This window comes from Pantoea sp. RIT-PI-b (assembly GCF_001187905.1).
GTDB classification, from domain to species: Bacteria; Pseudomonadota; Gammaproteobacteria; order Enterobacterales; family Enterobacteriaceae; genus Pantoea; species Pantoea nemavictus.
The window spans coordinates 22,787-35,993 of sequence record NZ_LGIS01000035.1 but is presented as its reverse complement, the minus strand read 5'-3'; the positions used below and the strand labels follow the sequence as shown (position 1 = coordinate 35,993).

11 protein-coding genes are annotated in these 13,207 nt (G+C 56.5%); 5 read left to right on the top strand and 6 right to left on the bottom strand.

Annotation, left to right across the window (positions count from 1 at the left end; all coding sequences use genetic code 11):
• The first annotated feature begins 2 nt into the window (after window positions 1-2).
• Genes AC790_RS23905 through AC790_RS23890 form a run of 4 tightly spaced genes read left to right on the top strand, consistent with a single transcriptional unit; the run spans window position 3 to window position 3,930 of the window.
• A complete protein-coding gene (locus tag AC790_RS23905; RefSeq protein WP_049853517.1) occupies window positions 3-1,280 on the top strand; it encodes an ABC transporter substrate-binding protein in 1,278 nt (425 codons plus the stop codon).
• A 2-nt stretch (window positions 1,281-1,282) separates the two neighbouring features.
• Entirely contained in the window at window positions 1,283-2,194 is a 912-nt protein-coding gene (locus AC790_RS23900; protein ID WP_049853516.1) for a carbohydrate ABC transporter permease, read from the top strand.
• The gene (locus AC790_RS23895) at window positions 2,191-3,009 is read left to right on the top strand and encodes a carbohydrate ABC transporter permease (protein WP_049853515.1); all 819 of its coding nucleotides are present in this window, start codon (window positions 2,191-2,193) and stop codon (window positions 3,007-3,009) included. The genes AC790_RS23900 and AC790_RS23895 overlap by 4 nt, the downstream gene beginning before the upstream one ends.
• 12 nt (window positions 3,010-3,021) lie before the next feature.
• On the top strand, window positions 3,022-3,930 hold the full coding sequence (locus AC790_RS23890; RefSeq protein ID WP_152929158.1) for a metallophosphoesterase: 909 nt from the start codon (window positions 3,022-3,024) through the stop codon (window positions 3,928-3,930).
• Between the two features lie 77 nt (window positions 3,931-4,007).
• On the opposite strand, the gene AC790_RS23885 is transcribed toward AC790_RS23890, so the two are convergent.
• The gene (locus AC790_RS23885; protein ID WP_049853514.1) at window positions 4,008-4,733 is read right to left on the bottom strand and encodes an HPP family protein; all 726 of its coding nucleotides are present in this window, start codon (window positions 4,731-4,733) and stop codon (window positions 4,008-4,010) included.
• 180 nt (window positions 4,734-4,913) lie between these two features.
• On the opposite strand from AC790_RS23885, the gene rluF reads away from it, so the two are divergent.
• Complete coding sequence (gene rluF, locus AC790_RS23880; protein WP_049853513.1) at window positions 4,914-5,795, top strand: 23S rRNA pseudouridine(2604) synthase RluF; 882 nt, start codon at window positions 4,914-4,916, stop codon at window positions 5,793-5,795.
• Between the two features lie 38 nt (window positions 5,796-5,833).
• Here the strand turns inward: rluF and AC790_RS23875 are convergent, their stop codons facing one another.
• The 5 genes from AC790_RS23875 to AC790_RS23855 form a co-directional block, all read right to left on the bottom strand.
• Entirely contained in the window at window positions 5,834-6,574 is a 741-nt protein-coding gene (locus tag AC790_RS23875) for a nitroreductase family protein (protein ID WP_049853512.1), read from the bottom strand.
• A 140-nt stretch (window positions 6,575-6,714) separates the two neighbouring features.
• On the bottom strand, window positions 6,715-7,479 hold the full coding sequence (locus AC790_RS23870) for a hypothetical protein (protein ID WP_049853511.1): 765 nt from the start codon (window positions 7,477-7,479) through the stop codon (window positions 6,715-6,717).
• Window positions 7,480-7,654: 175 nt separating this feature from the next.
• Window positions 7,655-9,241 (bottom strand): ABC transporter substrate-binding protein, encoded by a 1,587-nt coding sequence (locus AC790_RS23865; RefSeq protein ID WP_049853510.1) that lies wholly within the window; start codon window positions 9,239-9,241, stop codon window positions 7,655-7,657.
• Window positions 9,242-9,245: 4 nt separating this feature from the next.
• Entirely contained in the window at window positions 9,246-10,919 is a 1,674-nt protein-coding gene (locus AC790_RS23860; RefSeq protein ID WP_049853509.1) for a hydantoinase B/oxoprolinase family protein, read from the bottom strand.
• Window positions 10,909-13,011, bottom strand: coding sequence for a hydantoinase/oxoprolinase family protein (locus AC790_RS23855; protein WP_049853508.1), 2,103 nt, complete (start codon window positions 13,009-13,011; stop codon window positions 10,909-10,911). Before AC790_RS23855 ends, AC790_RS23860 begins: the two co-directional genes overlap by 11 nt.
• Window positions 13,012-13,207: the final 196 nt, after the last annotated feature.

Genomic DNA, 13,207 nt, shown 5'->3' with positions numbered 1-13,207 from the left:
TCATGTCTGCGATTCATTACTCACGCGTTGCCTCTGCTTTAATGCTCGCGGTTGCTGCTTCGGCCTTCGCCGCCGATCCGGTCAAGCTGCAAATGTATTATCCCATCGCGGTAGGCGGCAAAGTCAGCCACACCGTGGATGCGCTAGTGGCTGATTTCCAAAAACAGCACCCGGAGGTGACTATCCAGCCGGTGTATACCGGTGACTATGCCACCACCGTAACCAAAGCGCTGACCGCATTTCGCGGTGGCAACGCCCCGCAAATGGCGGTGATCGGTGATATCGAAGCCTATTCATTAATAGATGCCGGGGCGATTGTTGCCGCCAGCGATCTGGCGAGCGGCGACGAGGGTAAAAAGTGGATCGATGGTTTCTATCCAGCGTTTCTGCGCCACATTGACGGTAAGGTGTGGGGCGTGCCGTTCCAGCGCTCAACCGTGGTGATGTACTGGAACAAACAGGCGTTTGAGAAAGCCGGTTTGAACGCCGATACGCCGCCGGCTAACTGGCAGCAGGTGGTGGAGTTCAGTAAGAAACTGACGATTAAAGATGCTAACGGCGTCAGTCAATGGGGCATCGAAATTCCGTCTACGCCAAACGGCTACTGGAACTTCCAGGGCTTATCCGCCACGAACGGCGGCCGTCTGGATAACGGCAAAGGCACCGCCGTTAACTTCAACACGCCGGGCAACGTAGAAACTCTGCAGTGGCTGACCGATCTCGGCCAGAAAGAACAGGTATCGCCGAAAGGCGCGATTGCGTGGGGCACCACACCGCAGGACTTTATTAGCGGTAAAACCGCCATGATGGTGACCACCACCGGTAACCTGACCAACGTGCGTGATAATGCCAAATTCCCGTTTGGCGTGGCGATGCTGCCCGAGAAAACCCAACGCGGCAGCCCAACCGGCGGCGGTAACCTGTATGTATTCAAAAACGCCTCAGCGCAACAGCAGAAGGCGGCGATGGAATTTATTCGCTGGGTGACATCGCCTGAGCAAGCCGCGCGCTGGAGTATCGCCACCGGTTATGTGGCCACCTCGCCAGCTGCCTGGGACACCACGGTGATGAAAGATTACGTTAAACAGGTACCGCAGGCGCTGGTGGCGCGTGAGCAGTTGAAATATGCCCAGCCCGAGCTTTCAACCTATAACAGCGTGCAGATTCAGGATGCGTTGAATCACGCGGTTGAAGCGGCGGTCACCCAGGCGAAAACGCCGGCTGAAGCGCTGGAAGGCGCGCAGAAGCAGGCCGATCGTCTGCTCAAGTCCTACCAATAATCATGAGCACACTCCTCGCTGTCGCGCCGGTTCGTCGTCCCCGGTTATGGTCGATGCAGCTGTATGGTTATCTGCTGATTTTGCCAGCGCTGAGCTTTTTGCTGCTGTTTACGCACTATCCGGCAGTGGCGACGGTGTGGGAGAGTCTGTTTAGCGCGGCACGTAACGGACATCCCGCCCATTTTGTTGGGCTGGATAACTATGTCGCGCTGCTGGATGACGACATCTTCATTCAGTCGCTGTGGAACAACCTGCTGTATGCGGCGATCACCATTCCGCTGGCGGTGACGCTGGCGTTGCTAATGGCGCTGGCGGTCAATCGACAGATGCGCGCCAATGCGCTGGTGCGCAGCGCATTCTTTATTCCATCGCTGCTGCCGATGATCGCAATCGCCAATTTATGGCTGTTTTTCTATACGCCGCAGCTCGGTTTGCTGAATAAGCTGCTGGCGCTCTTTTCCCTGCCAGCGATTAACTGGCTCGGCGAACCGGAAAGTGCGCTCTATTGTCTGATGGCGGTGTCAGTGTGGCGCGAAGCGGGCTTTTTCATGATTTTCTATCTCGCCGCATTACAGCAGATCGATCCACGCCTGAGCGAAGCCGCGCAGATAGAGGGGGCGTCGCGCCGCTATTTCTTCCGCCGCGTGCAGTGGCCGCTGTTGATGCCCACCACGCTGTTTGTACTGATCAACGCGTCGATGAATGCTTTTCGCATTGTCGATCAGGTGATTGCGATGACCAACGGCGGACCGAATAACAGCAGCAGCCTGCTGCTGTTTTATATCTATCGCACCGCCTTTAGCTTCTGGGACATGCCGGCTGCTGCGGCGATGACGGTGGTGCTGCTGGTGATCCTCGCCGCCATTGCGCTGATCAAATTCAACCTGTTGGACAAGCGAGCCCATTACCAATGAAGCCAAAAATTTCTGTTGGCCGTCTGTGCCTGAACAGCGCAATTGGGCTGGCGGCGCTACTGTGGTTTTTGCCGATTCTGGTGGCGCTATGGGTGGCGATTCATCCGGCGTCGGATCAGGCTAGCTTCGCGCTGCTGTCGCCGCTGACGCTGCAAAACTTCGTCAATGCCTGGCACGCCGCGCCGTTTGGCCGCTATTTTCTCAACACTACACTGCTGGTGCTGATGATTGTGGTGGTGCAGCTGATTCTGGCGACCATGGCTGCCTATGCGCTGGTGCGTTTCCGGCTGAAATTCTCCGGCGTGATTTTTGCGCTGATTCTGCTGCAGCTGATGATCAGCCCCGATGTGCTGATTCTGAATAACTACAAAACCATCGGTGCGCTGGGTTTACGCGATACGCTGACCGGCATCGCGCTGCCGTATTTCTCCTCGGCGTTTGCCATCTTTCTGCTGCGGCAAACCTTCAAAAGTATTCCGCTGGTGCTGGAAGAGGCGGCGATTGTGGAAGGCGCCAGCCGATTCTATATTCTGCGCAAAATTTATATTCCGCTGGCGAAGCCGATTTACGTGGCCTTTGCACTGGTGTCGATCAGCTTCCACTGGAATGATTTCCTCTGGCCGCTGGTGATCACCGATTCGGTCAACGTGCGGCCGCTGACTGTCGGCCTGCAGCTGTTCTCCGCGCCGGAGCAGGGCGTGCAGTGGGCGTTGATTGGTGCCGCCACGTTGATGACCACCTTGCCGCTACTGGTGCTGTTCCTGATTTTTCAGCGTCAGTTTATTCAGTCGTTTATGCGTGCCGGTATTCGCTAAGGAGTGATTTTCGTGTCTTATCCGCATCCGCTGACCGCCTTGGAGCGTGAGTTGCTCGGCGATGTCGCCGAGTTATATGCGCTGCCTCATCTGCGTGCCGCGCCGCTGAATGGCACGCTGCGCTTTGGTTTGATTGCCGATCCGCAATATGCCGACATCGACGCCGATGTTGCGAAAAATCTCTACTATCGGCAGGCGTTGCACAAGCTGCCGCAGGCCATTGAGGCGCTGAATCAGCAGCCGCTGGATTTTGTCGTCACGCTCGGTGACCTTGTCGATCGCCACTGGCACAGCTATGCGGCGATACTGCCGCTTTACGATCGCCTCGAACATCCGCATGCAGTGGTGCTGGGCAATCACGATGCGCAGACCATCACGCAGCATCTCAATGAGGCCGCCGCGCTGCCCAAAAGCTATTACGCCTTTGGTCTGCCGGGCTGGCGCTTTATTGTTTACGACGGCAACGATGTCAGTCTGTATTGCAACACGCTGAACGGTGACGACCGTGCGCAGGCGGAGGCGATGCTGGTGGATCTCACCGCGCGACAACAGCCGCAGGCAAAACCGTGGAATGGCGCGGTAGGATCACAACAGCTGGCGTGGATTGAACAGCAGCTGCAGCAAGCCGCGCAGCAGGGAGAAAAGGTGGTGGTATTTGGTCACTATCCGCTGGCGCCACACAACAGCCACAACTTACTCAACGGTAGTGAGCTGGCAGAACTGCTTTCTAGTTACAACATACTTTGTAGTTTTTCCGGACATGACCATTGCGGCGGCTTTGCGCGCATCGGTCAAACAGGCTTTTATACCCAGAAAGGCATGCTAGACGGTGCAGAGGATGTGCCGTTTGCCGTGGTGGAGATTGAGGGTGAATCGGTACGCGTGAAAGGTTATGGCGGGGAAGTTAGCTGGTCGCCATGAATGGCGACCCCACAGCATGACAGCGATGGCGAACGAAAGTCGCTCAGCGCTTAACTTCTCGGCATTACGCCACATCATTATGATGCGAGCCGCTGCCGACGAATGGCGATCTCTTCGGCACGTTGCAGCAGCTGCTGCAAATCATCTTCATCGATATCCAGCAGCTCGCCACTTTCCAGCGCCTGATGCAGGTCGTCGCGCGTAATCGGCACATCAATCACGACGGGCGGTGCTTTGGCTTCCGTCGCCGCCAGCGGATGCGGGTAGCGGCGTCCGGCCAGATTATTAAACACCAAAGCCAGCAGTGCCAGACACACCGAATTCAACAGCACCGGCGTAAGAATAAAGTGGTAACCCAACTGCTGCACGCCGTTGCCGCCAAGAATAGCGGTAAGCGCCACCGCGCCGCTAGGCGGGTGCAGGCATCGTAGCTGAAACATCACGGCAATCGTCAAACAAGCCGCCACGCCGCATGCCAGCGCAGGATGGGGAATATACAGCGCGGTGGTTACACCGATGACGCCCGCTACCAGATTGCCACCGACAATCGACCACGGCTGTGCCAGCGGACTATTGGGCAGGCCGAACAGCAACACCGCAGAAGCGCCCATCGGCGCGACAAACCACAGATTCACTTCGCCCAGCAGCCAGTGGCTGGTAAGGCTGGTAATCATTAATCCCAATCCTGCGCCAATACTGGCGATGACCCGCTGCTTTTTGCCCACCGGTAAAGGATGTGGCCAAAGGCGGGCCAGAAACGTGCGCACGGATGCAATCCATGTCACCGATGGCTGATGTGTCATGCAGGGGGTCACTCTGTCATAAGAAAAAACGATGGAGGCGAATTGTCGCCGATCGATCCTATAGGAACAACCACATTGTTAGTGTGCTGTTATCTTAAGGTGAGAGAAATGCTGATGATTGTCGCGACGCTTAACCAACGCCTAAGGTTGCTGTATAGTCCGTTTTTTTTCGGAGGAACCATGCTGCCTAACTCATCTACCCGCCTGAATAAATACATCAGCGAGAGCGGTATCTGCTCACGCCGCGATGCCGATCGTTTTATCGAACAAGGCAACGTTTTCATTAACGGCAAACGCGCGGCCGTCGGTGCGCAGGTATTTGCTGGGGATGAAGTGAAAGTGAATGGGCAGCTGATTGAACCGCGTGACGAAGAAGATTTGGTGCTGATTGCGCTGAACAAACCGGTTGGCATCATCACTACCATGGAAGAGGGTGAGCGCGATAACATCGGCGATTTCGTCAATCACAGCAAGCGCGTGTTCCCGATTGGTCGTCTGGATAAAGATTCGCAGGGGCTGATCTTCCTCACCAATCACGGCGACCTGGTGAATAAGATCCTGCGTGCCGGCAATAACCACGAAAAAGAGTATGTGGTTACCGTTGATAAGCCGATCACCGATGAATTTATTGCCGGAATGGGCGCAGGCGTACCGATGCTCGGCACCGTGACGAAGAAGTGCAAAGTTAAGAAAGAGTCGACCTTTGTGTTTCGCATCATCCTGGTTCAGGGGCTGAATCGTCAGATTCGTCGCATGACCAAGCACTTCGGTTTTGAAGTGACCAAGCTTGAGCGCACGCGCATCATGAACGTCAGCCTGAAAGGCATTCCGCTCGGCGAATGGCGTGATTTGACCGATGACGAACTGATCGATCTGTTCAAACTGATTGAGGACTCATCATCCGAAGATCAAAAAACGCAGAAGACGCAGGCGAAGAAGAAACCGGCCGCAGCGGGGAAAAAACCGGCCGTCAGCGCGGCAAAATCCGGTGAGAAAGCGGGCGCGAAACCGGCTAATCGCCAGCGGTTCGCCCAGCCAGGACGTAAAAAGAAAGGGCGTTAATTCTTCATTCCCCGCGCACCCGGCGCGGGGAAACACAATTACTTGTCGTTGCCAAATCCCTGCTTTTTCAGCACGTCCAGCACGTGCGGGAAGTAGATCTTGTGATAATAGCCGCTGACGCTTTCGCTCCAGCTCTCACCATCATCGCGTCCGATGTTCTTCCAGTGCTGCACCATCTGCTGATTGTAAGCGTCGATATGTTGCTCCAGCCCGGCAGGCTGATACTGCTCTTCATGACGGAAAGTGGCTAACGGCAGACGCGGTTTCTGATGTGCAGGTTGATCCACATGGCCAATCACCACGCCAGCCACCGGGAAGGTGTATTGCGGCAGATCGAGCAGGCTAATTAACGCCTGCGGATCGCGACGAATGCCGCCAATCGGCACAATACCCAGACCTTCCGCACGCGCTGCCGCCATAATTGAACCCAGCGCAATACCAATATCGGTCGAGCCCGAGACAATGCTTTCGATACTCTGCTGCGCAATTTGTTCGCGATCGATGGCCTGCATCGCCAGACGAGATTTATGCATATCCAGCACCAGGGTAATAAATACCGGTGCTTTGGCAATCCACGGCTGACCGCCGGCAATTTGTGAAATCTGCGCGCGTTTCGCGGCATCACGTGTGACCACCAATGAGACTTGCTGCGAGTTCACCGAAGTAGGCGCGTGATAAGCGGCCGAAATGATGCGATCCAGCACCGCATCCTCAACGGATTGATCGGTGAAACTGCGGTCGCTTTTGTGGGTGGTGAAAATATCGATTAATGAACTCATTGATCCTCCAGATTGGGAGGCGAGAGCGTAACAGAAGTCGGGGTGAGTGGATTTAACCGTTGTTGCCGTGGCTAACTACTTATTTTGCATAAGCAAAGTGCGGACAGGATTAAAAATAGAGCCGGTGCATGCAGCACCGGCTAAGCGACTTGCGCAGCCACAACCGCCGAATGAATACTACGGTCGGGTCCGCTCAGCATCACGGTTTTACCTGAACGTAATCCACGCTGGAACTGGCTCATTCGCTCTTCGCTAATGCCGGCTCCGCACCACAGCAGGTGATGATTATGACGACTTTCCGAACCGTAGCGGATCGGTGGTGATGCCTGGTCCACATCAACACAGAATCCTTGTCCGGTCAGGCGAATCGCTTCCAGCCAAATCTCGGTTTCATCGCCTTTACTCACCACTTCCAGCAGCAGAGGCATATTTTGCTGCCGTGATGACGCGCGTTTCACGCAATCGCTGTGATGCAGGATGGCATCATGAAAGCGCGCCAGACGCCGGGATGCGCCGCGACGGGTATCATCGCGCAGCCAGCGGTTCAGCGGTTTCATCAACACCTCGATAAAATCGTCGCTGCTGTAATCGCCCGCCAGATTGCGCACGGTGCGCGCCAGTTCGCGGTCGGAGCCGATTTCCAGCTGGCGTAATACATCACCGCGACGTGCCATCCAGGCTGAGGAGGTGTATTCCAGTCCGCAATGGCGTCCCTGATAGATCTGCCACAGCGTGGCACCACCGGCGGTTAACGCCATCATGGCCAGAACTTCATCAACCTGATGACGGCTCCAGTCCTGATTGACGTGGTTTTCAGAAATTAATCCACCGCGTAACCAGCGACGCAAATTCGCGCGATTAGCACCAGTAATGGCGCATACGGTTTCAGTTGAATAAAAGTACATAACGAGCCCTCAGATTGAGGGTGAATTGCCGTGGGCATTAACCCAGGATGAGCAACTATCCTGAACCTTATCTGTATGGATTACCAGTAATCTTTAAGCAAATCTTAACAATATTCGAACAAGCGAAGCGTGAAACAGCGCCGGAAGCCATGCGGTACAAGGCTTCCGGCTGAGCTTATTTTTTATCCAGCCAAACCTGTGACAAATTGCCTTCGATTCCGTCAGCGGTAACGGAGTGATCGTGCACTTTGCGGTTATAAATGGTGATGAATTGTGGCGAGATCAAATTAATGTCCGGCAAATCCTGCTCGACGATTTTCTGGAACTGGCGGAACTCAGCCACGCGTTGCTGCGGATCATTTTCGGTTTGCGCCGCTTCCAGCAGGTGGTCCACTTCTGGATTGTGATAATCCGAGGCATTGGAGAACGGCACGCCTTTGCGGAAGTTTTTCGACCAGTAGATGCGCTGCACGCCAACGGTCGGATCATACAGATTGCTGTGACCGTTCACGGTAAACGAGAAGTCACGATCGGTATAAATGCGGCGTACAAAGCTGGAGAGGTCCTGCGCGCGCAGCGTCACTTTGATGCCAATCTTCGCCAGCGCCGAGCGGGTGTACTCCGCCGTTTTGCGCAAATCCTCCGCTATCGGATTGTAATCCAGCGTTACGCTAAAGCGCGTGCCATCGCTGCCTTTGGGGAAACCGGCGGCGTCGAGCAGCGCATTGGCTTTATTGATATCGAAGGCATACGGCGAAGGCGACGGATCGTTATATTCTTTGATGCCGGGCGCAATCGGTGACGCTGTCACCTGTCCCAGGCCGAAATAGGCAACCTGCAAAATCACATTGCGATTAAGCGCATGTGCCACCGCCTGACGCACGCGCAGATCTTTAAAATGCGCATCGTCGAGATTGAACTGAATCGAGCTGACGTTATAGGAGTAGCTGTTGCCTTTGGTTTCAAAACCGAGTTGTGGCAAGGCTTTCAAGCGCGCCACATCGTTCATTGCCACCGGCGTGCGATAACCTAAATCCGCTTCACCGGTTTCGAAGGCTACCGAGCGGGCAGCGGGATCGGGAATGAACTTCACCACCAGCTGATCGAGATACGGGCGATTTTTATCCCAATAGTTGGGATTACGCTTGTAGAGGATATAGCTGCCACGCACCCATTTATCGAAGATATAAGGACCGGTGCCGATCGGCGCGTTGTTATGCGGGTTGGTCAGCGCATCGGTGCCGTCATAGATATGTTTCGGAATAATCGGCGATTCCGCGGCGGCAAATGCCTTAATCAGATAGGGTGCTGGTTTCGACAGCACGATCACCGCCGTCAGCGCATCGGGCGTTTCGATGGCGGTGACGTTGGCAAAGGTGCTGGATGCACGCGGATGAACCTTCTTCAGCAGCTCAATCGAATAGGCGACATCGGCGGAGGTGAAATCCTGGCCGTCGTGCCATTTCACGCCGGGACGCAAGTGGAAGGTGTAGCGCGTGCCGTCAGGGCTGATCTCCCAACGGGTCGCCAGCTGCGGCTGCGGTTTGAGGTCAAAATCATAGCTCAGCAGGCCTTCGGTAACTTTGGCACTGACGCTGAGCGCCGGGGTGGCCACCGTGGTCAGCGCAATCAGCGCCGGCGGTTCGTAGTTGAGCACCAGATTTAAGGTACCACCCGATTGCGGATCGGCGGCGTGCGCCGTTGCGGTTAACGTCATTCCCAGCGTAAGCGCCAGCAGTGAGCGGCGAAAATTTAATAACATGGTGTTACTCCGTTTTAGGGTGATAGCCATACAGTTCCGCTGCGGCAGCCGGCGTGATGAGTTGATTCACCACGTCGTGCTGCAAGCGCTGCGCGTCACGTTGCGAGCTGTGACCTAAACCGCCGCCGCCTGGCGTTTCGACAATCAGATGGCTGCCCGGCGGGATCACCTGACGTCCTTTGCCCGACAGCGTTTCGCCGGTGGAGAGCGTGACGCGACCGGGCGCACCGGCCTGACCGCCTTCGGCACCCTGCGCCGGGAAGTGAATGCGATCCCAGGCCGCGCCGAGCTCCATTGGCAAATCCTGCCCGTGCGACAGCTCGATTATCTGGCCCAGACCGCCACGCTGCGCGCCCGCGCCGCCGGAATCCTGGCGATACTCTTTGCGCCAGAACACCACCGGACTGATCGATTCAAGGATCTCCAGCGAGACGTTGCGCACGCCGCTGGGGAAAGAGGTGGTTGAGAGGCCATCCAGCGCCGGACGCGCGCCGGTACCGCCGGTGGAGAAGCTGGTAATAGAAAAACGCGGCTGCTTCAGGCTGCTGTTGGCTTCGTACTGCGGCAAAATATGGCCGCCCGATAGCTGAATGTTCCACAGGCAGGAGGCACCTTCGGCGGGGACTTCACCGGGACGCGCCTGGCGCAAGCAATTAAACACCACATCCGGCAGCATCTGGCCGATGATATGCCGCGAGGTGACGGCTGCAGGATAGGGCGCATTGAGGATCGAGCCTTCCGGCGCATCAATGGTGATCACCCCGAGCGAGCCGGCATTGTTGGGAATATCCGCGCCAATCAGGCAGCGGATACCAAACGAGGTGTAGGCGTCGGTATAGGCTTTCACCACATTAATGCCGCGCGCAACAAACCCTGCGCTGCCGGCAAAGTCCACGTGGATGCCTTGTTCGCTCAGCGTGAGTTTGGCCTGCAGCTTCAGCGGCTCATCGTAGCCATCAACCCACAATTCACTGTGCCAGCTGCCAGCCGGCCAGCTACGCACCGCATCGAGCATCGCCTGGCGTGAACGCTGCAGAATGTATTCGCCGACTTCCAGCAAATCGGGCAGATCAAACTCATCCAGCACGCTCAGCAGGCGACGCGCGCCGACATCATTACAGGCCACCAGCGCGAGGAAATCGCCTTCCACCTGCGCCGGTTCACGCACGTTGGCTTTGACGATGTTGAGCACCGTTTGGTCGAGCTGCCCAGCGTGAATGAATTTGATGATCGGCAGGAATAATCCCTCATGCCAGATTTGCTGGCCGTCCGGGCCGGGGCCAAGACCGCCAATATCAATCACATGCAGCGTAGAGGCGAACAGCGCCACCGGGCGATCGCGGTAAAACACCGGCGTCACCATGGTGATGTCATAAAGATGGCCGGTGCCTTTCCACGGATCGTTGGTCAGCAGCACGTCGCCGGGCTGCAGCGTCGCAATGGGAAACACCTTGAGGAAATGTTTAACCGACTCTGCCATCGAGTTGACGTGACCCGGCGTTCCCGTTACCGCCTGCGCCACCATACGACCATCGGGCAGAAACACGCCGGCCGAGAGATCGCCCGCCTCACGGGTTGCAGTACCGAAAGCGGTGCGGATGAGCGCCTGCGCTTGCTCCTCCACCACTGAAATCAGGCGATTCCAGATCACCTGATGTTGAATCACGTTATTGCTCATGCTGGGCTCCCACGGAAGAAAGACGTTGCAGCAACAGATGTCCGGCGGCGGTGCGCTGCACGCTGAACTGTTCATCAACCCAGGTGGTGGTTTCTGCATCCACCACTAACAGTGGACCGTCGGTAACGTTGGTCAGCTCGACGCGCTGTTGGACCGGCACCTGAATACGCTGCTGCTGCAGGAAAGAGTAAAGTTCACGCTGCGGCGCGACATCCGGCAGCGTGCTAAGCGCGCTGTGTGGCGTCACCACTGAAACCGGCGTAGAGGCGGTGACGGTCCAGCTGATCGCTTCAACCGCCACGTGATCGAGGCTGCGGCCATACAGTTGCTGATAGGTAAGGGTAAAGCGCTGATGCAGGGCGGCAAGCTGTTGCGCATTCAGCGTGTCGCCTTCGAGGTCAATCGGCACCTCATGGCCCTGACCGGCATAGCGCAGGTAGACGCTGCGCTGCACGTTAATCGGCGCCTGGCGATCCGCCTGTTGCACCACCTGACGCGCCTGATCGCTTAGCGCATCCAGCAGCGCATTCACCGCATTAAAATCGAGATTATCCAACCGTTGATAGAAGCTGCGCACCGCCTGATAGGACACCGGCGCCCACAGGAAACCCAGCGCTGAGCCGACGCCGGCGGCGTGCGGAATGATCACCCGGTCGATACCGAGCTTGGTGGCCAGCCGTGCGGCGTGCAGCGGGGCGGCGCCACCAAAGGCGACGAGCGTATAGTTATCGACAGTTTTACCCGATTCACTGGCGTGGACGCGGGCGGCGTTGGCCATGTTTTCGGCGATGATTTCGGTCACTGCCAGCGCGGCATCATCGGGCTGCAGCTTTAGCGGTTCGCCGACCTGCGCGGCAAGAGCATGCTGCGCCAAATCGACATTGAGCTCTACTTTGCCACCGGCAAAACTGGCCGGATCCAGCAGGCCGAGCTGCGCGTTGGCATCGGTAATGGTCACCCACTCGCCGCCGAGGTTATAGCTCACCGGACCGGGCGCAGAGCCGGCGCTATCCGGACCGACCTGTAATCGTCCGAGATTATCGATGCGCGCAATCGATCCACCACCGGCACCAATCTCCACCAGATCAATTACCGGAATACGAATCGGCAGCCCGGAACCTTTTTGATGACGATGCACGCGGCCAAACTCGAAGCTGCGGGAAATCTGTGGCTGGAAGTTATCGATAAAACAGATTTTGGCGGTGGTGCCGCCCATATCAAACGACAGCACTTTTTTCAGATCCAGCTGCTGCGCAATATTGCTGGCGAGGATCGCGCCGCCCGCCGGGCCCGATTCAACCAGGCGCACCGGCTCGCTGATGCCGTTATCCAGCGTAGTGATACCGCCACCCGAGGTCATCAAAAAGGGCGGTACGCGCAAACCGTGTTGGCTGAGCTGTTGCTGCAGGCGGCGCAGGTAACCGGCAACCAGCGGCTGCACGTAGGCATTCGCCGAGACGGTGGAGAGACGCTCATACTCACGAATTTCGGGGCAAATATCGCTGGAGAGTGACAATGTCACCTCGGGCAACAGCTCATGCAGGATCTGCGCGGTGCGCTGCTCATGTTCTGGGTTAACAAAGCTTTGTAAATAGCCGATGGCGATACTCTCAATGCCCTGCGCGGCAATCTCTTTAGCCAGCGCGTGCACCTGCGCTTCGTTGAGGGGAATGCGCACTTGACCTTGCGCGTCGATGCGCTCTTCCACCGTGAAGCGCCAGTGACGCTCCACCAGCGGACGCGGCTTTTGCAGAAACACATCGTATTGGGCAAAACGGTCTTCCTGACCAATCTCCACCAGATCGCGAAAGCCTGCGGTGGTGATCAGCGCGGTGCGTGCGCCTTTGCGCTCAATCAGCGCGTTGGTGGCTAAGGTGGTACCCAGAATCAACGAGTCGATGTCTGAAAACTGCAGTTGTGCCTGCTGCAGTACATCGCTAATACCGGCAATCACCGCGCGCTCTGGCGCCTCGGCGCTGGTCAGCACTTTGGCCGAATATTGCGTTTCATTTCGCAGCATCACGATGTCTGTGAAGGTGCCGCCCACATCCACCGCCACGCGATTCCCCGGTTGTTTTTGTCTATCCGACATACCGCCGCCTTTATATTTGATAATAAGTTCAGGGCGTTATTTACCGGTATCAAAAAGGCGCTGACTACTGAGTATTTCGGGTTTACACATGCTTAAAACGGAAATAGCGCGATTAATCCTGGATAGCCTTAATTCGGCAAAGCTAAGCCAGATAAATTATTAAGTCGTCAAAACCGCGGCTGTTAGTTTTCCCTTT